The 21,596-nt window shown below is 42.8% G+C and carries 16 protein-coding genes, 1 tRNA gene and 2 pseudogenes; 14 read left to right on the forward strand and 5 right to left on the reverse strand.

What is annotated here, in order from left to right; all coding sequences use genetic code 11:
- The first annotated feature begins 319 nt into the window (after positions 1 to 319).
- The 5 genes from JXR92_RS12675 (at position 320) to JXR92_RS12695 (ending at position 6,421) form a co-directional block, all read left to right on the forward strand.
- The gene (locus tag JXR92_RS12675; protein WP_117966422.1) at positions 320 to 2,650 is read left to right on the forward strand and encodes a transglycosylase domain-containing protein; all 2,331 of its coding nucleotides are present in this window, start codon (positions 320 to 322) and stop codon (positions 2,648 to 2,650) included.
- A 20-nt stretch (positions 2,651 to 2,670) separates the two neighbouring features.
- Complete coding sequence (locus JXR92_RS12680) at positions 2,671 to 3,036, forward strand: 2-amino-4-hydroxy-6-hydroxymethyldihydropteridine diphosphokinase (RefSeq protein WP_117966482.1); 366 nt, start codon at positions 2,671 to 2,673, stop codon at positions 3,034 to 3,036.
- Between the two features lie 82 nt (positions 3,037 to 3,118).
- Positions 3,119 to 3,874 carry a 3-deoxy-manno-octulosonate cytidylyltransferase gene (gene kdsB / locus JXR92_RS12685; RefSeq protein ID WP_117966425.1) on the forward strand — a complete coding sequence of 252 codons (756 nt, stop codon included), beginning with the start codon at positions 3,119 to 3,121 and terminating at the stop codon, positions 3,872 to 3,874.
- 12 nt (positions 3,875 to 3,886) lie between these two features.
- On the forward strand, positions 3,887 to 5,176 hold the full coding sequence (locus JXR92_RS12690) for a M16 family metallopeptidase (RefSeq protein WP_117966427.1): 1,290 nt from the start codon (positions 3,887 to 3,889) through the stop codon (positions 5,174 to 5,176).
- An 81-nt stretch (positions 5,177 to 5,257) separates the two neighbouring features.
- A complete protein-coding gene (locus JXR92_RS12695; RefSeq protein WP_117966430.1) occupies positions 5,258 to 6,421 on the forward strand; it encodes an MORN repeat-containing protein in 1,164 nt (387 codons plus the stop codon).
- Between the two features lie 90 nt (positions 6,422 to 6,511).
- Here JXR92_RS12695 and JXR92_RS12700 read toward each other — a convergent pair whose 3' ends face one another.
- Complete coding sequence (locus JXR92_RS12700; RefSeq protein ID WP_165491402.1) at positions 6,512 to 7,450, reverse strand: ribose-phosphate pyrophosphokinase; 939 nt, start codon at positions 7,448 to 7,450, stop codon at positions 6,512 to 6,514.
- 124 nt (positions 7,451 to 7,574) lie between these two features.
- Between JXR92_RS12700 and JXR92_RS12705 the strand changes: the two genes are divergently transcribed.
- Genes JXR92_RS12705 through JXR92_RS12715 form a run of 3 tightly spaced genes read left to right on the forward strand, consistent with a single transcriptional unit; the run spans position 7,575 to position 14,097 of the window.
- Positions 7,575 to 11,921, forward strand: coding sequence for an ATP-binding protein (locus tag JXR92_RS12705; RefSeq protein ID WP_138345911.1), 4,347 nt, complete (start codon positions 7,575 to 7,577; stop codon positions 11,919 to 11,921).
- Positions 11,922 to 11,924: 3 nt separating this feature from the next.
- Entirely contained in the window at positions 11,925 to 12,653 is a 729-nt protein-coding gene (locus tag JXR92_RS12710; RefSeq protein ID WP_117966437.1) for a DUF5932 domain-containing protein, read from the forward strand.
- Positions 12,646 to 14,097, forward strand: coding sequence for an AbgT family transporter (locus JXR92_RS12715; protein ID WP_131226274.1), 1,452 nt, complete (start codon positions 12,646 to 12,648; stop codon positions 14,095 to 14,097). Before JXR92_RS12710 ends, JXR92_RS12715 begins: the two co-directional genes overlap by 8 nt.
- Here JXR92_RS12715 and rpiA read toward each other — a convergent pair.
- Positions 14,072 to 14,776: pseudogene (gene rpiA / locus JXR92_RS12720) on the reverse strand (ribose 5-phosphate isomerase A). The gene JXR92_RS12715 and the pseudogene rpiA overlap by 26 nt on opposite strands.
- A gap of 288 nt (positions 14,777 to 15,064) precedes the next feature.
- Here rpiA and JXR92_RS12725 point away from each other — a divergent pair.
- Positions 15,065 to 15,138 (forward strand) — tRNA-Arg (locus JXR92_RS12725).
- 321 nt (positions 15,139 to 15,459) lie between these two features.
- Here the strand turns inward: JXR92_RS12725 and JXR92_RS12730 are convergent.
- On the reverse strand, positions 15,460 to 16,149 hold the full coding sequence (locus tag JXR92_RS12730) for an alpha/beta hydrolase (RefSeq protein WP_226791165.1): 690 nt from the start codon (positions 16,147 to 16,149) through the stop codon (positions 15,460 to 15,462).
- 734 nt (positions 16,150 to 16,883) lie between these two features.
- On the opposite strand from JXR92_RS12730, the pseudogene JXR92_RS12735 reads away from it, so the two are divergent.
- The 5 genes and pseudogenes from JXR92_RS12735 (at position 16,884) to JXR92_RS12755 (ending at position 20,540) form a co-directional block, all read left to right on the forward strand.
- Positions 16,884 to 17,849, forward strand: a pseudogene (locus JXR92_RS12735) (IS1595 family transposase).
- Between the two features lie 358 nt (positions 17,850 to 18,207).
- The gene (locus JXR92_RS12740) at positions 18,208 to 19,020 is read left to right on the forward strand and encodes a uracil-DNA glycosylase family protein (protein ID WP_131226353.1); all 813 of its coding nucleotides are present in this window, start codon (positions 18,208 to 18,210) and stop codon (positions 19,018 to 19,020) included.
- A gap of 7 nt (positions 19,021 to 19,027) precedes the next feature.
- Positions 19,028 to 19,300: a hypothetical protein gene (locus JXR92_RS12745; protein ID WP_005825562.1), complete on the forward strand. Its 273-nt coding sequence runs from the start codon at positions 19,028 to 19,030 to the stop codon at positions 19,298 to 19,300.
- Positions 19,301 to 19,320: 20 nt separating this feature from the next.
- Positions 19,321 to 20,097: a hypothetical protein gene (locus JXR92_RS12750; protein ID WP_131226357.1), complete on the forward strand. Its 777-nt coding sequence runs from the start codon at positions 19,321 to 19,323 to the stop codon at positions 20,095 to 20,097.
- Between the two features lie 221 nt (positions 20,098 to 20,318).
- Positions 20,319 to 20,540, forward strand: a complete 222-nt coding sequence (locus JXR92_RS12755; protein WP_131226359.1) for a hypothetical protein — start codon at positions 20,319 to 20,321, stop codon at positions 20,538 to 20,540.
- A gap of 77 nt (positions 20,541 to 20,617) precedes the next feature.
- Here the strand turns inward: JXR92_RS12755 and JXR92_RS12760 are convergent, their stop codons facing one another.
- Together JXR92_RS12760 and JXR92_RS12765 are read right to left on the reverse strand one after the other, a co-directional pair.
- Complete coding sequence (locus JXR92_RS12760) at positions 20,618 to 20,890, reverse strand: hypothetical protein (RefSeq protein ID WP_226791167.1); 273 nt, start codon at positions 20,888 to 20,890, stop codon at positions 20,618 to 20,620.
- A gap of 308 nt (positions 20,891 to 21,198) precedes the next feature.
- Positions 21,199 to 21,435: a YecH family metal-binding protein gene (locus tag JXR92_RS12765; RefSeq protein ID WP_131226362.1), complete on the reverse strand. Its 237-nt coding sequence runs from the start codon at positions 21,433 to 21,435 to the stop codon at positions 21,199 to 21,201.
- Between the last annotated feature and the right edge of the window lie 161 nt (positions 21,436 to 21,596).

A 21,596-nucleotide genomic window follows, 5' to 3' on the forward strand; every position in this document is an offset into this window, starting at 1 on the left:
GAATCGGCAACAGCAGCACTTTTTTTTGTAGTTGCTGTTGTTAGATATATAATTATAGGTATAAATGGCATCTGCGTTTTATGTATCAGTATTGTATTGCAGCTGTTTAAGTGCAGAAAAACTAAAAAAAACATCAATGGAAATCCTGTTTCTTAAGCAAAAATCGCCCAAAAACGAGCAAAAACACGCATGAAAAACACGAGTTTTCTAATGTGAAATACTGATTATTTGTCGAAAAAGATACGGGAAAGCATAGGTGCGTTTAATATATTTCCGTACCTTTGCCCTATTATTGAACTTTGATTTTAGCAACTGAAACATGATAAGGAAAGTCGTCAAAATCCTATGGATTTTCATCGCACTGATTTCGCTGGTGTGTGTCTTTATATTCTTTTCCATAGCCAAGGGCTGGATAGGCTATATGCCTCCGGTGGAAGACCTGGAAAATCCAAATTACAAATTTGCCACAGAAGTCTTTTCCGAGGACGGAAAAGTATTGGGTACTTATTCCTATAGTAAGGAAAACCGCGTGTTTGTGGGATACAATGATTTGTCGCCCAATATCATTAACGCCTTGATAGCTACGGAAGATGTACGTTTTGCCGAACATTCGGGCATTGATGCCTACGCCCTGACGCGTGCCATAGTGAAGCGCGGTATCCTGATGCAGAAGAATGCCGGCGGTGGCAGTACCATCACCCAGCAGCTTTCCAAGCAGCTTTATTCCCCCAGTGCTGACAATGTGATGGAACGTCTGTTCCAGAAGCCTATCGAATGGGTGATTGCCGTAAAGCTGGAACGTTACTATACAAAAGAGGAAATCCTCACCATGTATCTCAACAAGTTCGATTTCCTGAACAATGCGGTAGGCATCAAGACTGCTGCCTTTACCTACTTCGGTTGCGAACCGAAAGATTTGAAGATTGAGGAAGCGGCTACGTTGGTGGGCATGTGCAAGAATCCGTCTCTCTATAATCCGGTGCGCTACAATGAACGTTCCCGCGGACGGCGCAATGTGGTGCTCGACCAGATGCGGAAAGCGGGATATATTACGGAAGCCGAGCGCGACTCCCTCCAGGCGTTGCCTCTGAAACTGAAATACAACCGTGTGGACCACAAGGAAGGGCTGGCCACTTATTTCCGCGAATACCTGCGCGGCGTGCTCACTGCCAAGAAGCCCGACAAGGCTGATTACCGCGGCTGGCAAATGCAGAAATACTACGAGGATTCACTCGACTGGGAGAACAACCCGCTCTTTGGATGGTGCGAAAAGAATACCAAGAAAGACGGTACCAAATACAACCTCTACACCGACGGGCTGAAAATCTATACCACGCTCGACTCGCGTATGCAGCAGTATGCCGAGGATGCCGTGACAGAGCATCTGAAGGAACTGCAAGGTTACTTCTTCAAGGAAAAGAAAGGAGCCAAGAAAGCTCCCTACACCTTCCGTCTGACCCAGGAGCAGGTGGACGAGATTCTGGGACGTGCCATGAGGTTGTCCGACCGCTACCGCCTCATGAAAAAAGCCGGAGCCACCGAAGCTGAAATAAAGAAAGCCTTCGACACCCCGGAGGAGATGTCCGTATTCAGTTGGGAAGGGGAGAAAGACACCATTATGACCCCGATGGATTCCATCCGTTACTACAAGTTCTTCCTGCGTGCCGGTTTCATGTCCATGGACCCGCGCAACGGACACGTCAAGGCATACGTAGGCGGACCGAACTACCATTACTTCCAGTACGATATGGCCATGGTGGGACGCCGCCAGGTAGGTTCTACCATCAAGCCTTTCCTTTATACACTGGCTATGGAGAACGGTTTTTCTCCCTGCGACGAAGTGCGCCACGTGGAATACACGCTGATTGATGAAAACGGAAAACCGTGGACGCCGCGTAATGCCAACAAAAAGCTGATTGGCGACATGGTGACCGTGAAGTGGGGGCTGGCAAACTCGGACAACTGGATTACGGCCTATCTCATGAGCAAGCTGAACCCCTATAACCTGAAACGCTTGATACATACTTTCGGTGTCCGCAACCGCGACATAGTACCTTCCGTTTCACTCTGTCTGGGCCCGTGCGAGATTTCCGTCGGCGAGATGGTGAGCGCCTATACCGCTTTCCCCAACAAGGGCATCCGGGTAGCTCCGCTGTTCGTGACCCGCATCGAGGACAACGACGGAAACGTGCTGGCAACCTTTGCCCCCGAAATGCAGGAAGTCATCAGCGTATCCAGCGCTTACAAGATGCTGGTCATGCTGCGTGCCGTTGTCAACGAAGGTACCGGAGGCCGTGTGCGCCGTCTGGGTGTGAAAGCCGACATGGGCGGCAAGACCGGAACGACAAACTACAATGCCGACGGCTGGTTTATGGGCTTCACGCCTTCGCTCGTGTCTGGTTGCTGGGTGGGCGGTGAGGACCGCGACATCCACTTCGATACGATGCTTCACGGACAAGGTGCTTCCATGGCATTGCCTATCTGGACCAAATACATGGTGAAAGTGCTCGGTGACAAATCGCTGGGATATGATGAAAATGAAACATTCCAGTTGCCCGAAGGCTATGACCCGTGCAAGGATGATATAAATCTGGAAGGAGACACCCATATAGAAGAACCGATAGAGGGACTCGACGAACTGTTTAATTAGTTGAAAGGTGAAAATTGAAAGTGGATTATACGATTAGTATTGGGAGCAACGAGCAGCGGAGGGAGAACATGGAACTGGCTCGCAGACGCTTGACGGAACTTTTTCCCGGAATACGTTTCTCGGAAGAGGAGGAGACGGCACCTTTGTTCTTTCACCGTCCGAATCTGTTCTCCAATCAGGTGGCATGCTTCGCTTCCGATAATCCGGCAGAGGAAGTCACTGCCTGCCTGAAAGCCATCGAACGGGAAGCCGGAAGGAAGCCCGAGGAGAAGGAACAGGAAATTGTACGGCTGGATATAGACTTGTTGTCTTGTGACGGGACTGTCTATAAGCCAAAAGATTTGAAACGTGATTATATCCTGCGAGGATTGAAACAACTGTTATAATTAATAAAGAATATAAGGAGATGTGTCGATAGTATATGAACACTTTCGGACACCCCCTCATTTTAAAAGACGAAGATTGAAAATGAAATTTTTAGGAATCATACCTGCCCGTTACGCATCTACGCGTTTTCCGGCCAAACCATTGGCAGTGTTGGGCGGAAAAACCGTGATACAGCGAGTATACGAGCAAGTGGCAGGAATCTTGGACGATGCATACGTGGCTACGGACGATGAGCGTATTGAAGTCGCAGTAAAAGCATTCGGAGGAAAGGTGGTAATGACTTCCACCGAACATAAAAGCGGCACCGACCGCTGTCAGGAAGCTTGTACAAAAATAGGAGGACAGTTTGATGTCGTGGTGAATATCCAGGGGGATGAGCCTTTCATCCAGCCTTCGCAGTTACAAGCCGTCAAAGCATGTTTCGACGATCCGGCCACCCAGATAGCCACTCTGGTGAAACCCTTTACGGTAGATAATGGTTTCGAGGCACTGGAAAATGTGAACTCTCCGAAGGTTGTGCTCAACAAAAACAGGAATGCCCTCTATTTTAGCCGTTCCATCATTCCCTACCAGCGCAATGCGGCGAAGGAAGACTGGCTGAAGAACCATACGTATTATAAGCATATCGGCCTTTATGCCTATCGCGTAGAGGTACTGAAAGAGATAACCGCCCTTCCGCAGTCATCCCTCGAGATTGCCGAATCATTGGAACAGCTTCGTTGGCTGGAAAACGGATATACCATCAAGGTAGGTGTCACGGATGTGGAAACTATCGGCATAGATACTCCTCAAGATTTGGAACGGGCAGAAGAATTTCTTAAAAGCCATGGGCTGTAAACTAGAAAGCCCATGCTGAACCGAAGTGACCAACCCCGGATTCTTGAACCGGAACAACTGGTGGTGCAAAGGCCGGAACGTATCAAGTTGCCTAATGGCGTGCCATTGAGCGTGCTCAATGCCGGTGACAATGAAGTGACACGTATCGATCTCCTCATGGCAGGCGGCCGATGGCAACAGAAACAGCCCTTGCAGGCGTTGTTTACGAACCGCATGCTTCGCGAGGGCACCCGACGCTACGATGCCGCCCGGATAGCGGAAAAGCTGGACTATTATGGAGCCTGGCTGGAATTGTCCAGTGCATCCGAGTATGCCTATGTCACCCTTTATTCTCTGAATAAATACCTTCCCCAAACGCTTGATGTATTGGAATCTATCGTCAAAGAGCCGGTATTTCCCGAGAAAGAGCTGGGAGTGATTGTAGACAATAATATCCAGCAGTTTCTTGTCAACTCTTCCAAGGTGGACTTCCTGGCGCACCGCGGATTGGTGAAGGCTCTGTACGGCGGGCAGCATCCCGGCGGACGTCTGGTGCAGGAAGAGGATTATCAGCGCATCACTCCTGCTGTGCTACGCGAGTTTTATGACCGTTATTATCATTCTAATAATTGCAGCATCTACCTCTCGGGCAAGGTAACCGACGATTGCATCCGCCGGATAGAGTCCTTGTTTGGCTGCGAGGCTTTCGGTACGGATTTCCGCAAACCGGAGAAGACAGAATTCCATCCGGTTACCGCTTCCGGAAAACGTATCTTCATCGAACGTCCGGATGCCCTGCAAAGTGCCGTCCGTATGGGCATGCTTTCCCTGGACCGTAATCATCCGGACTACTTGAAGGCCCGCGTGCTGGTCACACTGTTCGGGGGCTACTTTGGCAGTCGCCTGATGTCCAATATCCGGGAAGATAAAGGATACACGTACGGTATCTCCGCAGCCATCATGCCCTATCCGGGGCAGGGAGTGCTGGCGGTCAGTGCCGAAGCCGCCAACGAATTTGTGGAGCCTCTTATCGGTGAGGTCTATCATGAAATAGACCGCCTTCAGAACGAGCTGGTTTCCGATGGAGAGCTTTCCATGGTAAAGAACTATATGTTGGGAGACATGTGCCGTAGTTATGAATCTGCATTCTCGCTGGCGGATGCCTGGATTTTTGTGCAGGTATCGGGCTTGCAGGATACTTACTTTGCCGAAGCATTGGATGCTGTCAAGGAAGTTACCCCGCAAGAAATCCGTGAACTTGCAGGGCGTTATTTATGCAAAGAGAAATTAAAAGAAATAGTGTGCGGCAAAAAAATGTCATAAAAAGCGGGAGTTATCGCATCATTTTACCGGATAAATCCTACCTTTGTCAATTATCAACTATCAATTATCAACTATCAATTAATGAAATATCTATATACTGCACTCATTCTGGCTTTCTTATGTCAAGGCGGAGCCATTGCCCAGGAAAAAAAAGGCGGCTTTTTCGATAAAGTGAAAAGTACATTCTCTTCGGAGATAAAGATAGGTACCTACACGTTCAAAGACAACGGGGCCGTCTATACCGGTGAAATAAAAGGCCGCAAGCCCAATGGAAAGGGAAAGACCGTTTTTAAGAACGGTGACGTCTACGAGGGTGAGTATGTGAAGGGCAAGCGTGAAGGCTACGGTACATATATGTTTCCCGACGGTGAAAAGTATGAGGGACAATGGTTTCAAGACCAGCAGCATGGCAGGGGTATCTACTATTTTATGAATAACAACCGTTATGACGGCATGTGGTTTCAGGATTACCAGCATGGGAAAGGAACCATGTATTATTACAATGGTGATATTTATGAGGGCGACTGGGTGAATGACAAACGCGAAGGCCAGGGAACGTATACCTGGAAGAACGGTTCCAAGTATGTAGGCTCGTGGAAGAATGACAAGAAAGACGGCAAAGGAACATTGACCTGGAATGACGGTTCCAAATATGATGGGGAATGGAAAAATGATGTCCGGGACGGTAAAGGAACTTTTGAATATGCCAACGGTGACAAATACGTAGGTGACTGGAAGGACGACATGCAGCATGGCAAAGGTATTTACTTTTTCCATACCGGCGACCGTTACGAAGGTTCTTATGTTCAAGGTGAGCGTACCGGAGAGGGCATTTACTACCATGCCAGCGGCAACAAGTATGTGGGCAGTTTCAAGGACGGAAAGCAGGAAGGCCACGGCACATTTACGTGGGCAAGCGGCGCCGTTTACGAGGGTAATTGGAAAGACAACCAACGTGACGGATACGGTACTTACAAATGGAATGTAGGTGACTCTTACGAAGGTGAATGGAAAGACAATAAGTTCAACGGCCAGGGTACCCTGATTCAGACCGATGGAACCAAATATAAAGGCGGTTTTGTGAACGGTATGGAAGAAGGGAGCGGCATCCAGGAAGACAAGAACGGAAATCGTTATGAAGGCTTTTTCAAACAAGGAAAGAAACACGGCCCGTTTGTGGAAACGGACAAGAACGGGAAAGTGATACGGAAGGGAACGTACAAAATGGGAAGGTTGGAAAATTAAAGAAATAGAATTAAAAATTAAAGGCTGCGCAATATTCGTCTGAACTGCGCAGCCTTTAATTTTTTATTATTTAATTATCTAAACTCGTGTTTAGATAATGTATTGTGAACTGATTGATTCATTGTTCATCACCCGCTTGATGGTTTCGGCGAACATATCGGCAATGCTCAACTGTTTAACCTTGTCACATTTTTTAGAGTAGGGGATACTATCGGTAAATACCATCTCCGTCAGTGCAGATTCTTGTACACGGAAAGAAGCCGGGTCGGACATTACGCAGTGGCTGGCAATGGCACGGACAGATTTGGCTCCGGCTTCCAACATGATGTTGGCAGCCTTGGTAATGGTTCCTGCTGTATCTACAATATCATCTACCAATACTACATTCTTGTCTTTTACATCACCGATGATTTGCATGGTGGCAACCACGTTTGCTTTTTCACGTGTCTTGTTGCACAGCACCAGGGGTACACCGAGATATTTGGAGAATGTACTGGCACGCTTTGAACCGCCGACATCCGGGGTAGCGATTACCAAGTCTTCCAGCTTCAAGGATTCAATATAGGGGAGGAACACTGCTGATGCATACAAATGATCCACCGGAATGTTGAAGAAACCCTGAATCTGGTCTGCATGAAGGTCCATCGTAATCAAACGGTCGATGCCTGCAACAGAAAGCAGGTCGGCCACCAGCTTGGCGCCGATGGAAACACGGGGTTTGTCTTTTCTGTCCTGACGTGCCCAACCGAAATAGGGGATAACGGCTACAACGCTTTTTGCCGATGCTCTTTTAGCGGCATCGATCATCAGCAGAAGTTCCATCAGATTGTCAGAATTAGGGAAGGTTGATTGAACCAGGAATACATGCGAGCCACGGATAGATTCCTCATAAGAGACTGCAAACTCACCATCCGCAAAATGGGTGATGTTCATCTTTCCCAGAGGGCAATCAAGGCTAGCGCAGATTTTCTCTGCAAGGTATCTCGAATTTGTTCCAGAGAATACCATAAAGGGTGCTTTTTCGCTCATTTGTGTAATAGATGTTACCTATTTGTTAATTTGCATGCAAAGGTATGAATTTCCCGTTACATAAAACAAGAGTTATTGTATAAAAATTATTTTTCTTTCTCGGATTTATTCGTAGCTTTGCTTTATGAAACGACTTTCTTCCATATGCTTTGCGGGATTGCTGTGCCTTTGTACAGCAATGGTTTCGTGTGTAGGAACGGCACCCATGAAGGAAGTGCGCCTTATCGACTCTCTAAACCAGGTGGCTTATGCTTATCGTTATAAAAACCTGGATTCATCCTGCTATGCGGCATCAAGGGCCTACCGTGAAGTCAGCCTCTATAAACAAGGAAAAGCGGAAGCATCCAATAATCTGGGCTTTTGTGCTTTTATGCGTATGGATTTTGAGCAGGCCGAAAAATTTCATATGGATGTCTATAATCTGACCAAGAATGAGCTGGAACTCCTTATTGCCGACATCGGCTTGATGAAAATTTATCAGCGGACGGCGTTGAACAAGGAGTTCTACGATTATCGCAACAGTGCCTTGCGCCGTATGAAAAGGATAGCGGAGGATGACAATCTGTTTGTGGACCGACACGAGCAAATACGTTTGAATTATGCCCGTTCCGAATTTTATATCGTATCTGCTGTTTATTATTATTATCTGCAACAACGTCCCGAGGCAGTGGCTTCTATCAATGAAGTAACTGATAATCAAAAATTGTTGGCAGATACCAACCAGTTATTGTACTATCATTACATTAAGGGATCCGCTGCCTTGTGTGAAGGCGAGACGCCGGACGAACAAAGGCTGCGAGAGTTTGACGAACTATATACCACGTGGCGGTTGGCATCCCGTAAAGGGTATCTCTACTTTGAAGGGAACGGAGTGCAGGGGCTTGCCAACCTGATGGCCTCACCGGAGAATTACGAGTTTTTCCAGGACCGCCGTTCCCATGCCCTGACACGGTTTGGAGTATCGGTAGACTCTCTATTGCCAATGCGTCTAGGGCAGTTGGCTCTGCAGAAGTTCAGTCAATATAAAGATTTGTATCAGATAGCAGGCGCATATGTGTCCATTGGCAAATACCTGAATGCCCACAGTCACTATACAGAAGCTCTTGACACGTTAAAACTTGCTCTGGAATGTGTAAATGACCATCACCGCCTTTTCTATGACTGCCACGATAGTTTGGACTGGCTGAAAGCATTTGACCGTCGAGATACGATTTGCGCTGAGAAGGCATGGATGGAGCAGAAACTGAAAACCGTACCTGAGTGGATTTCACGTATTCGTGAACAGTTGAGCGTTTCGTATGCAGGACTCGGGATGAAAGAAAAATCAGACTATAACCGCAATATTTACCTGGATATCCTTGAAGATACACGTCAGGATAAAGAGCTGGAAAGCCGCTATCAGGCATTGGAAAAAGAGGCCGGACAGCTCAACGTTGTGTTGTCACTGGTCATTGTGGGCTTCGTGCTTGTATCGCTCTTCTTCTGGTTTTTCAACAAGCGTTCCAAAGACCGGAACAGAGTACATCTCCACCGTTTGCAACTGATGCTGGACATCTGTCAGAAGATAACGGCATCCATTCCGGCAGATGCACAGACTGAGGAGGAAATCATCGACTCTATCCGGACGGCTGTCTGCCCGGAATTGGAAAAGCTGTTTGGAGTGAAGGACATCCGCATAGACAACGGGCAATTAGTGTTCCCGCGTCGGATGAGCAAGGATGAGCAGGCGATGGTACGGGTGATAACTCCCTATATCCAATGGGCGATAGACAACGGCATGACGTCCATCTCCCTTGGCGACGAACGCCGCAGACTGGAAAAGCAACGCTACATTTACGAGCAGCACATCGCAGGGAACAAACGGCAAAATCTGATAAAGAAAGCATGTATGGCTATTGTCAACGGAATTCACCCGTACATAGACCGTATCATCAACGAAGTACAGAAACTGACTCAAAAAGGATTCATCAAAGAGGAGCGGATAAAGGAGGAGAAATACCAGTATATCGACGAGTTGGTTACTACCATCAACGAATACAATGATATTCTTGCCCTTTGGATAAAGATGAAGCAAGGAAGCCTTAGCCTGAACATAGAGACGTTCGAATTGAATGAACTTTTCGAGCTGCTCAGGAAAGGAAGCCGTACATTCGAGATGAAGAGACAGTCGTTGGAGGTGCAGCCTACGGATATCAGGGTAAAGGCAGACAAGGCCCTTACATTGTTTATGATAAATACACTGGCGGAGAATGCCCGTAAATATACCCCTCAGGGCGGTATGGTGAAAGTATATGCACGGCAGGAGGAGGATTATGTGGAAATCTCGGTAGAGGATAATGGTTGTGGATTGTCACCGGAAGATGTAGCCCGCATCGTGGGAGAAAAAGTATATGACTCAAAAGCCATCGGTATGAGTGACGCTCCCGACAAGGAGGAATTGAGGAAGAACAAAGGAAGTGGCTTTGGACTGATGAATTGTAAGGGCATCATTGAAAAATATCGCAAGACGAATGATTTGTTCAAGGTCTGTCTGTTTAATGTGGAGAGCGGGCTGGGAAAAGGCAGCCGTTTTTATTTCCGTCTGCCTGCCGGTATCCGTAAGTCCGTGTCGGTGTTGCTCGTCGTGTTGTCTTTGTGCATGTCATCCTGCCGGCATGCTGTGGAACAGCCTGCTTCCGGAGAGGTGTTGCCGGATTCTTTGGCACTGCTTGCACAGAATGAATACGAAGCTTTGCTGGACGAAGCCTCCGATTATGCCAATGAAGCTTATTACTGCAATGTAGACGGAGAATACGAACTGGCTTTACAATACATAGATTCGGCAATGTATTGCCTGAACGAACATTACAAGCAATACGCCCATCCTATACGTCGCTATATGACGCTGACGGGAGACGGGGCGCCTGCGGAACTGGATTGGTGGAACCAGATGTTCAATTCGGATTTCCATGTAATTCTGGATATCAGGAATGAAGCGGCAGTCTCATTTCTTGCATTGAAGCAATGGGATGACTATAGTTATAATAATGCTGCCTACACTACCTTATACAAACTGTTGGGAGAAGACCAATCCTTGGAAGAATATTGCCGGCAGCTGGAGCGTTCCACCAACAACAAGATGGTGGGCATTTTGCTGGCGGTGATTTTGCTGTTCGTATTGCTGTTGGGATATTACATACTCTACTTCCGTAAACGTCTGGTGAACCGCTGGAATCTGGAGCAAGTACTGGAAATTAATGGAAAGGTGTTCAATGCCTCCTTGTTGCCGGTTTCGGATACGGAGGAAATGTTGCAGCGTGAGGAGGATACATTGAAGGAAATCCCGCGGCAGATTGTAGGTTCCGCTTTTGATGCAGTGAACGAACTTTTGAGTATCGACCGGTTAAGCATAGCTGTATACAACGAGACTACACATAAGCTGGAATACACTTCCAATCCAGTGGAAGATACCGCCGTGGACGAGTTGCCTATCTGGAGGAAATATATGGAGAATTGCTTTGAGCAGCAAGTGTACATATCGGAAAAGGGTATACAAGCATTGCCGCTTGTTGTGGATGCGGGAAATATGTGTCGTTGCATAGGTGTGCTGTGTCTGGAACGCAGGGAAGGTACGGAGCAGGAGACCGACCATTTGCTTTTGGAACTGATAGCCCGTTATGTCTCCATTGTAATCTTCAATGCAGTGGTTAAGTTGGCTACGAAATACCGGGACATCGAAGTGGCTCAAGATGAAGCCCGGCGAGCTTCCTGGGAAGACAGTTTGCTGCATGTACAGAACATGGTGCTGGATAATTGTCTCTCGACCATCAAGCATGAAACGATTTATTATCCGAACAAGATAAAGCAGCTGATAGGGAAACTGCGGTCCGGCAAACAGACAGAAGCGGAGGAGCGGGAAACGGTGGTTGCCATCAGCGAATTGATAGAGTATTACAAAGGTATCTTTACGACACTCAGTTCATGCGCTTCCCGCCAGTTGGAAGAGGTGACTTTCAGGCGTGCGACAATATCTGTGCCGGAACTTATGGCTACTGCCGGGAAATATTTCCGCAAAGTGTATAAGGGAAACAAGGCGCATATTGATTTTAAGATACAACCGTTGGAAGGACGGATTACCGGCGACTGGAACCAGTTGCGTTTCCTGCTTGAAAACCTGATAGACGAGGCTTGCTCCGTAACTCTGGATGGAGCTGTCTGTCTGTCGGCCCGGGAAGATGGGGAATTTATACGTTTTCTGTTTACAGATATGCGTAGGGAAAAGACCCGTGAAGAATTGAACCAATTGTTCTATCCCGACTTGTCTCGCATGACGGCCGGTGAGAAAGGAGAACTGTATGGTACGGAATATCTGGTGTGCAAGCAGATTATCCGCGACCATGACGAGTTTGCCGGACACCGGGGATGCCGTATCAATGCCGAACCGGGAAAGGAAGGAGGTTTTACAATATATTTTACGCTACCGAAAAAATGAAATATGGAAGACAAAAAATTTAAAGTAATCATCGTTGAGGATGTCAAGTTGGAGCTGAAAGGGACGGAAGAGATTTTCCGCCATGAAATTCCCAATGCGGAGGTAATAGGTACTGCTATGACTGAGCAGGAGTTCTGGACATTGATTGAAGCCGGCGTGCCGGATCTTGTTCTGCTAGACTTAGGATTAGGAGGTTCGACCACAATCGGGGTGGACATCTGCCGGAATATCTTCAAGCGTTATCCGGGAGTACATGTGCTGATATTCACGGGAGAAATATTGAATGAGAAGTTATGGGTGGACGTACTTGAAGCCGGTGCCGACGGCATTATCCTGAAAACCGGAGAGTTACTGACCAAAACCGATGTGCAGGCAGTGATGGACGGCAAGAAGCTGGTCTTTAACTATCCGATACTGGAGAAAATAGTGGAACGCTTCAAGAAATCTGTCCTGAATGATACAAAACGTCAGGAAGCAATCATAAGCTATGATATTGATGAGTATGACGAGCGTTTCCTCCGTCATTTGGCACTGGGCTATACCAAAGAAATGATTGCCAATCTTAGGGGAATGCCTTTTGGAGTCAAGTCGCTGGAGAAACGACAGAATGACTTGATTGGCCGTCTTTTCCCGCCTAGTGAACGGGTGGGGGTGAATGCCACTCGTCTGGTGGTGCGTGCATTGGAACTCCGAATTCTGAATATAGACAATCTGGAAGCCGACGATGAGTAAACTCCGGATGCCACATCCCGCTACGATGTTCTTCCTGCTGACGCTGGCAGTCATCCTCCTTTCATGGATATTCGATGTCTATGGCCTGAGCGTGCTGCAACCGCAGACTGGAGAAGAAATACGGGTGCAGAGCCTGCTGAGTCCGGAGGGCATACGCTGGCTGCTGCGCCATGTCATAACCAATTTTACGGGATTCGCTCCGTTAGGGCTGGTGATTGTGGCTATGTTCGGAATAGGGGTGGCACAGCATTCGGGTTTCATCGATGCATGTATTCGCAGGGGGGTACGACGTCCACGTGATCCTTGGCGCATTATCCTGCTGGTCATTGTCTTAGGACTGTTGTCCAATATAGTGGGAGATGCAGGATATATCATTCTGTTGCCGATAGCTGCGACTTTGTTCCAGTCCGTCGGTCTGCACCCCATTGGAGGTATAATTACAGCTTATGTTTCAGTCTCTTGTGGCTATAGCGCTAATGTGTTTTTGAGTACATTAGACCCCATGATTGCCTCTGTAACGCAAGAAGCGGCTGATAGGATGAATATTGCTCCGGGGCAGACTGGACCGCTGTGCAATTATTATTTTCTCTTTGTTTCCACGTTCCTGCTTGCATTTATCATTTATCATATTACCCGCAGGAGCTTGTTGCCGCACTTGGGAATGTATGCAGGGGATATTCATTTTAATGGCTACAAACAACTGTCCCGCAAGGAACGGAGAGCTATGTTGGGAGCTGTATTTGCAGGCTTGCTGTATATTGCCATTATTCTGTGGGCTACATTCTCTTCATGGGGGATATTGCGGAGTGTCAATGGTGGGTTGATTCGTTCTCCGTTTATAGTCGGTATTCTGTTTTTGCTTTCGTTTGGAATAGGTTTGATGGGGATGGTCTATGGTTTTGCCTCCGGCCGATACCGTACGGACGGTGATGTGATAGAAGGGCTTACGCAGCCGATGAAACTGCTGGGCGTTTATTTTGTGATAGCTTTCTTTGCCTCACAGATGTTTGCTTGTTTTGAATATTCCCACTTAGACAAGTGCATTGCCATTTTAGGCGCCAATCTGTTATCTTCCGCTTCTTTGAGCAGCTTATGGATATTGATTCTCTTCATTCTTTTTACGGCGCTGGTCAATCTCTTTATGGTATCTGCCACAGCTAAATGGGCTTTTATGTCTTTCATTTTTGTTCCGGTACTGGCAAGTATGGGCATTTCGCCGGATATGACCCAATGTGCGTTCCGTATAGGTGACAGTGCAACAAATGCCATAACACCTTTTATATTCTACATGCCACTTGTTTTGACCTATATGCAGCAATATGATAGGCAATCCACTTATGGTTCACTGCTGAAGTATACTTGGAGATATTCTTTAGTCATTCTGTTGGCATGGACCGCCTTATTTGTACTTTGGTACATCAGCGGTTTGCCATTAGGACTGTAATGTCATAACCAATGAACAACCCGCTTTCGATAACCCCGGTAATGGCTTTCAGTTTCTGTTCCAAATCAGGAACAATGTTGCTGAGATGAATGTCAAGAATGAAATTACCGTTTTCGGTAAATACCGGGCCGTCTTTTCCTTCTGCAAGGCGTAGGCTGATTTTTGAAGCTCCCAATAAGCGTATCTCGTTTTCCACATGGGAGAGAGCATGTGGAAACACTTCCACCGGTATGGGGTATTTGCTCCCCAGTTTGCTGACAAGCTTACTCTCATCGATAATGATGTAAGTCTTGCCACTGCTTTTAATGAGGAGTTTCTCCTTAAACATGGCTCCGCCACGTCCTTTGATGAGGTTGTTCTGCGGATCCACTTCGTCTGCACCGTCGAATGTCCAATCCGGACGCTTATTCCACAGAGTAGTTTGCGGCAGGCCAAGCTGTATACATGCCATCGAAATTTCGGCAGATGCCGGAATGATTTCTATATGCAAAGATTCTTGTTTAACTCGCTAAGCTAATGCAAACAAAGTGAGATAAACGGTAGAGCCGGAGCCTGCTCCTATGGCATCACTGTCTTTGGCCAGTCCGGCAATTTCCTGGGCTGCCAATTCCTTATTCGCTTTATTGCTGATTTTATTTGACCATTGCAATTCTTGTATCAACTGATTTTCCCATTCCATCACTTTAAAGTTTAGTTGTTATTACTCTTTCATTCATTTTCGGGTCAATGCTACTTTCCCTGCTTGAATATTCATCCATATTTTTACTTTTTATAATTAGTAACATTGATAATTTGCAAAATGTTTTAATACATCTGTATATAAATACCGTGTATCTTGTTTGTAAAGGTAACTAATCATTACTTTTTATATAGCAAATGAGCCTTTTGTACATAGGTAACGAAAAAAGGTGGTACAAAAATTTGCAATATTCGCAAAAAAGCGTACCTTTGCACCGCAATTAAGGCTGGTTCCGTAGCTCAGCTGGATAGAGCAACGCCCTTCTAAGGCGTGGGTCTTGCGTTCGAATCGCAACGGAATCACAACGAAAAACCGCAAATAGCTAATAAAAAGCTTTTGCGGTTTTCTTGTTTTAGAATTAGAAAATGTCCGCATAGGTTGTAATGGGAAACAAATTGGAGTATTTGGTTTACATTGCAGGCAAGATTTATTTGCGATACCTGGAGAAAAAATTATCAATCCAACGGACTAGATATACTATAATAACTCCGGCTATGACCATACTGATAATACGTACCAACATAATTTATAGAATTAAAGATTTGTTTTTATAGAATAATAATGTGCAAAGATAATTGATTGGTGGAGAAACAAAAACTCTGGAAAGGATATAAAGATAGGAGTTAACGCATATTTTCACGGATATAATCCTCTATTGTAAAATCACTCTTATATCTAGATATTTCCGGATTCTTCTCTACAGTCGTAATGCAACGTTTTTCTTTACCAAGTACCAACCGGTTTAGGAAGCTCAGGATGTCACGACGATTATCCTTCATAGGAGAATAGGATAGGGAATGTCCTATACCTTCCGCTATATAGAAATAGTATGCTGTCTCTTTTTCTTTCAGTTGCATACAGATAAAGTTTGAGCCCCATAGCCCCATTTCCTCTTCTATTACTGCCTTAGTAAAAGGAACCGTGCTGTCGGCATCACCATAGAACAACATAAGAGGACAAGGGGACATTATCCATTTTGGAATACCATTGGCACAGATTGCTCCAGAAAAGGAAATGACCCCTGCATAATTGAAATTGGCAGGTAATCTGTCCGCAAAGGCCGTTTGATTGCAAATCTCATACTCTGCTTGAAGGGCAGTTATCGCACCTGCACTTGAACCGCAAGCTATAATTTGTGCAGGATTTATTTGCCATTCTACACTATGCTCAATTATATGATTTGTAGCATCACCAAAATCTTCTACAGCACAAGTGATTGCTTGTTGCAGGGCAGAAGAGAATCCTTGCAAGTCCGAATACTCCGATTTATCTATATCCTTTAATTGGGTGCGGTAATCTGTTGATACTACCACATAACCGGCTCGTGCAAAAAAATGAACCCAATTATATACTTTAATGTACTAATTTTAATTCTATCTATTTATATCTTATTTCAATAAGGGAAATCTTTTGGGTTTCCCTATTTTTTATGCCCATTTTCAAGTGAATCAAAGAATTTTGTTAAAGAATCCTAAGTAGATAACACTTGAGATTGGATTTGGGTATAATTCGCCAAAGTAGTTTTCATGGTAGTAAAAACCAAGTGTTCCAAGTATCGTACTGGAAGCACTTGGTTAATGTTTAAATGAGCAATATTAATTTGTCTTAAATAAAGGTCAAATGCCCAAGTTGAATTGAGGTATTTGACCATAAAGATAAATGTTTCATAATAATTGTTATATCAACCTTGATTTGTAAGGGCACTCTGATATATAATTTTGATAGTTCATAAAAGGACTATCAAAAAGTATATGAGAAATAAAACTATACTAATTATTAAACTATTAGAGATAGTCCTAATAGTTTTAGGAATGTTCCATGAAATACTTGAAATATTGGAACATCTTAATGCCCTGTAATATACAGGAGATATGTAACAAGAACCCGACTCTGCAAAATCGGGTTTATTTTTTATGTAACATTTTATCTTTAAATATGTATATGATAATTATACTCAATTGTTTTATTTAAGTGCCTAATTTTTAGATACTTATTTTTATATGTTATGATTTTTTATTATATTTATATAATAAAAATAACATGTCAATTGGAAACAGAAATAATCAATATTGTAGAAATAATAAAGAAGAATAAACAAATGCGAGAAGTAAAGTCATTTATTGATTTGATGAAATCCTTTTATGGTGAAAAATCATGTAGAGAATTTCTTGAAGATATTAAATGGCATGGAGAACCGATTTGCCCACACTGTAATTGTCAAACGAAAGAGCATTATAAGTTAAAGTCTAATGGAGAATTTAAAGGACTATATAAATGTAAACGATGTAAGAAAAGATTTACGGTTACTATTGGTACTATGTTTGAAGGTAGTCATGTATCATTAAAGAAATGGTTCTATGCATTGTATATATTCTTAGTCCATAAGAAAGGAATAAGTAGCATACAATTATCTAAAGATATAGATGTAACACAGAAAACAGCTTGGTTTATGTTGGAACGGATAAGACATTATTTGAAAGACAAGCTTGTAGTTCAATTTAATGATATGACACAAGTTGATTAAACCTATGTAGGTGGTAAGAATAAAGGTAGAGTAAAGAATGCACAAGGAAGAAGCCTTAAAGTTAAGACTCCCGTAGTAGGTCTATTATCTAATGGAATGGCATATACAGCCGTTGTTCCAAATACTGGTGGAAAGGTTTTGAAAACGATAATCAATACTTTAGTCAAGGAAGGTTCTACCGTTATAACAGATGGATGGAAAGGTTATACTGGAATATCGAAAAATTATATTCATAAAGTAGTTGAACATAGTACTGGCGAATATGTAAAAGACGGATTCCATACCAATAGTATTGAGGGATTTTGGTCACACTTGAAACGTGGAATATTAGGAATATATCATAAGGTAAGTCCAAAGCATTTGGATAAATACTGTGATGAATTTGCATTTAGATATAATACGAGAGGACTAACAGATGTTCAAAGATTTATTTATTTTACGATGTCAGCCTATAAAAGATTAAAGTATCAAAGTTTGATTTACCCATAAGAATGGGTAAATTTGAATTGAAAATAGAAAAAGAGCAGTTCACGAAGTAGCATTTTTGCTAAATAGTTCCTATATTTGCATTGTCCCAAGTGGACAGACATAGTTTAGGAAGCGTTTAGCTTATTCCTTGTTAATGAATCTGGACAATTCACCTGCACTGAGGAATATGAAAGAATGCTCCCTTTGGTTTGCATATATAGCACTGATGTGTTGATATACAGCCAAAGGCGTGAGCTGTTTTCATTTTTCGGTGCAGAGGTAGTCCAGAACCCATTGACGGAATTTGATAACAGTCTTGCGCCTTCCCTATTTTAGAAAATGCTTTCTTTGAGACTGGGGGAGCGCAAAGTGATTGTGTATGAGAACAGTCTTCTGCAATGATTGTCATTTGTCGGATGATATTCCAAAATTAGTTGCTGATGAATTGTTGGGTATTCAGCAATTAGATATGTTAAAGGCTCGTTATAAGCAAATGAGAAAGTGCTATGACTTCTCGTATGCAGAATGGCAAAAAGAGTTTTCCGATGATTTGAAGCCTTTTAATGGATATACAGATACTACCTCTGTTTGTATTCCCATTTTGAATCCATTGTTTAGAAAAGATTTTGCGGATAAAGGTGCAATAGGTTTGGATTTGCCGACTTGGTTTAATGTTCAAGTCGATAATGTCCGAATTATGCTTATTGCGCAAGACCCGTTACGTGATGCAAAATGGTATGAAGAATGCCATGATGCAATAGTGTCAAGTCCATTTGGGTTACATGATGCAACCCATAGGAAAAGTGGAAGTGGAGGTAAAATGGCCGACTTGTTGATTAATGGTCTGATTAAGAAAAGGTTTGCAATATACTTGACTGATGCGAATAAGTATTTTGTACATGATAGAGAAATGTCTAAGACTTTTGCTGAAAATAGATTAAAGACATATACTGATATATTGCAAAAAGAATTAGACTTAGTGAGACCAAATCTTTGTGTTTGTTTAGGTAAGAAAGCGAAAGAAGTTTTGGATAAATGTATGGTAAATGTCAAATCAATAATGTTGCCGCATTTGTCGGGAACTGCACGAGGTGCAATAGTCAAAAGGTTTCCAATATTAGAAGACATTAAAGCAACAGCCGAAAATGTTGCAAATGTATATGTAGATGAAATTGTTGAATCATTAAAATAGTAGAATTATGGGTTGTATAACATTCGTATTGTTAGTATTGAATATCATTGCATTAGTTGCAATAGATATTATGTTTTGGGCTGAAAGTGCAGCTTCGGGACTTGCTGGAGTATTTGGTATTATAGCATTCTTTATAGGATATGCTTTGAGTGTGGAAGTAACGATTGCTCCAAGAGATTTTTGGGTAAATTCTGCATTTGGCATCTTTATAAAGAAACTTGGTGTAGCCAATATGACAGCTTTTGCAGTGTGGTTTATCGGAAATTTGATAATTGGGTAGAAACATTAAAATGAGAAGATATGAACAATAATGAAAATTCAGTTTTAGAGTATTTGAAAGCAAACAATGAAGTACTGTTTGATAAAATCGTGAATGCTTTGCGTAAAGGAAAGCAAGTTAATTTTACGGATATTAATCAAAGTGATATTATCATTTTGAGTCCGCAGAAAGCATTTGAATATGCGGGAGAAGAAGGCGATAAGTATTTTAAAGTTTGGATGGTAGGGAGTACTATTGCTTGGTGTACTTGGGCTAATTCAATGGTTGATAGCGATTTCCGTTGGAATGCTAAGGCGAGAAATGAAAACAAAAGAGATAATAAGGACATTTTGGGTAATGAGCCTTATATTTCTGCCTATTTGAAGTCTAATTCTGCCATTGAACAATGTTCAGTAGTTTATATGTTCCCGTTTGAAGCCTTTTCCAAAAAGAAAGTAGAAGTTGTGAAGAAGGTGGAAGAAAAAGAAAGTAAAACAGAAAAGTCTGTAAAAAAGACGACAAGTGAACCAAATAGTAAAAAGGTTGAAGATATTATTGATAGCCTTTCATGGCTAACTGAATGTATTTCTAAGAAATTTGCACCAAGTCCCACAATGCCCGGATTTGGTATGATTACAAGAGCTTGGGATAAGCAGCAACTTATTGGGGAACGTGCTGAATTTGATACTAAATTGATGAGGTTGAAATGTTTGGATGAGCATAATAAGATGATACCGTATTTTGAGAAGAAAGCACAAGAGTGGGATGAGAAAAAAGCTGGAGTGTTTGAAAAGATAGCGAAAGTGTTAAAAAAATAATAAGTAGTATAACAGTAAAAGCCAACCGACTTATAATTAAGTGGTTGGCTTTTGATTTTAGAAAACATCCATAAAGATGGATTGTTTTCTGGTGGTCTTTTATTGCGATTTTTGGTCGTTTAATTTAGTTTCTCTATATTTGTATTGAAAATTAATGCTTTAGATTTTTTAGACGAATGATAGAGCATTAAGAGTATTAACAAATCTAAAAGAATACCATTATGGACGATTTAAATCGTTTAAAGACCTTATTGGAAAAAGTATTTAGTAAGTGTTTAAAGCAGGTGTATTATTACATTTATATGCCTGATTTTAGAGGAGACATGCAAGTCTTGATGAAAGAAAGACCATGTACTTCTAATATGATACGTAATTCTTTAAAGGAAATGGATATACCTGTTAAAGAATTAGGTAATAATGGAATATGTATTTTTATAGCTTAATTGAAAATTTGCAATTAAGAATAGCCGCACCTAAGTTTGAATTTGGGTGCGGCTTTTATTTTTGTGTGATTGGTGCATTAAAGTATATAATTGGGAAAATGAAAATAAGAAATGTAATCGGGATTATCTCTTCTCCCGCCTTTGAAACCTCCCCCAAATGCAAAAAGAATGACGGGCTTTGATTGTGTCCCTTGTATTTGATCAATCATTACATACTTGTCCAGTTTCAGAGTATCAGCCTTTTTGATGGCAAAAGTATAGGTTTGCTTGTCAATATGTTGTGCATGCACAACAGTAGCTATACTCAATAATGAGCATGCCATCAAGATAAAAATAAAGCGTTTTCCCATATTCAGTTTATTCTATTAATGTTGCGTGGATTATCTGACCTACAAAGATAGAATAAAACTATAACTAAAAAGGGGAAAGATGACATTTAGACATAAAAAAAGGCTATCTATCCCAGACAGCCAATCTTTTTTATTAACCTTAAATCTAATACTATGAAAAACACAGTACAAAGATACGTACTTGCAGGAGATATCCAAATTTTAGTGGGTAATCAGTGGATATTATAACATGGTTTAGTAGAATATTATTTCTGTTAACCATTAACATAAATAATGTTCGATTTAACAAAAGCAAGAATTAATATTCCTCACCAATGATTGCAAACTTTAATCATATCGACGGTAAATCCACCATTGGCGGATATAAATTTTCCTTTTCTTTTAAGAAATTCTATAAGGGTATCTACATCCATATTGTCGGCAGAGCAAGTGAAGAAACGCTGCCGCTCTCCGAATTTTTGGATAATGGCTTCTCTCAATGATAACTCAGTATAACTATTACCTTCCATCATGTGGAAGATTTCATGTGCATGTAATTGTTCCATAATCTTTTTTGTTGCAAAGATAATATGATATTCAAAGTATAAGTGTAACATATGTGACAAAGCCCCAAAAACACATCCAGATATTTGCTTTTACGTAAAATAACACTTGTTACGACTATACTAAAAACCTCAAAAAAAGTAAAAAGGTTTTGCTTCTATAC

This window comes from Bacteroides parvus (assembly GCF_017309675.2).
Taxonomy (GTDB): domain Bacteria; phylum Bacteroidota; class Bacteroidia; order Bacteroidales; family Bacteroidaceae; genus Bacteroides; species Bacteroides uniformis.

Bases quoted from the DNA above. Each gene is read 5' to 3' on its own strand.
- JXR92_RS12675 (WP_117966422.1), top strand. From the start codon at position 320: ATGATAAGGAAAGTCGTCAAAATCCTATGGATTTTCATCGCACTGATT.
- kdsB (WP_117966425.1), top strand. From the start codon at position 3,119: ATGAAATTTTTAGGAATCATACCTGCCCGTTACGCATCTACGCGTTTT.
- JXR92_RS12690 (WP_117966427.1), top strand. From the start codon at position 3,887: ATGCTGAACCGAAGTGACCAACCCCGGATTCTTGAACCGGAACAACTG.
- JXR92_RS12695 (WP_117966430.1), top strand. From the start codon at position 5,258: ATGAAATATCTATATACTGCACTCATTCTGGCTTTCTTATGTCAAGGC.
- JXR92_RS12700 (WP_165491402.1), bottom strand. From the start codon at position 7,450: ATGAGCGAAAAAGCACCCTTTATGGTATTCTCTGGAACAAATTCGAGA.
- JXR92_RS12705 (WP_138345911.1), top strand. From the start codon at position 7,575: ATGAAACGACTTTCTTCCATATGCTTTGCGGGATTGCTGTGCCTTTGT.
- JXR92_RS12710 (WP_117966437.1), top strand. From the start codon at position 11,925: ATGGAAGACAAAAAATTTAAAGTAATCATCGTTGAGGATGTCAAGTTG.
- JXR92_RS12715 (WP_131226274.1), top strand. From the start codon at position 12,646: ATGAGTAAACTCCGGATGCCACATCCCGCTACGATGTTCTTCCTGCTG.
- JXR92_RS12740 (WP_131226353.1), top strand. From the start codon at position 18,208: ATGAGAACAGTCTTCTGCAATGATTGTCATTTGTCGGATGATATTCCA.
- JXR92_RS12745 (WP_005825562.1), top strand. From the start codon at position 19,028: ATGGGTTGTATAACATTCGTATTGTTAGTATTGAATATCATTGCATTA.
- JXR92_RS12750 (WP_131226357.1), top strand. From the start codon at position 19,321: ATGAACAATAATGAAAATTCAGTTTTAGAGTATTTGAAAGCAAACAAT.
- JXR92_RS12755 (WP_131226359.1), top strand. From the start codon at position 20,319: ATGGACGATTTAAATCGTTTAAAGACCTTATTGGAAAAAGTATTTAGT.
- JXR92_RS12760 (WP_226791167.1), bottom strand. From the start codon at position 20,890: ATGGGAAAACGCTTTATTTTTATCTTGATGGCATGCTCATTATTGAGT.
- JXR92_RS12765 (WP_131226362.1), bottom strand. From the start codon at position 21,435: ATGGAACAATTACATGCACATGAAATCTTCCACATGATGGAAGGTAAT.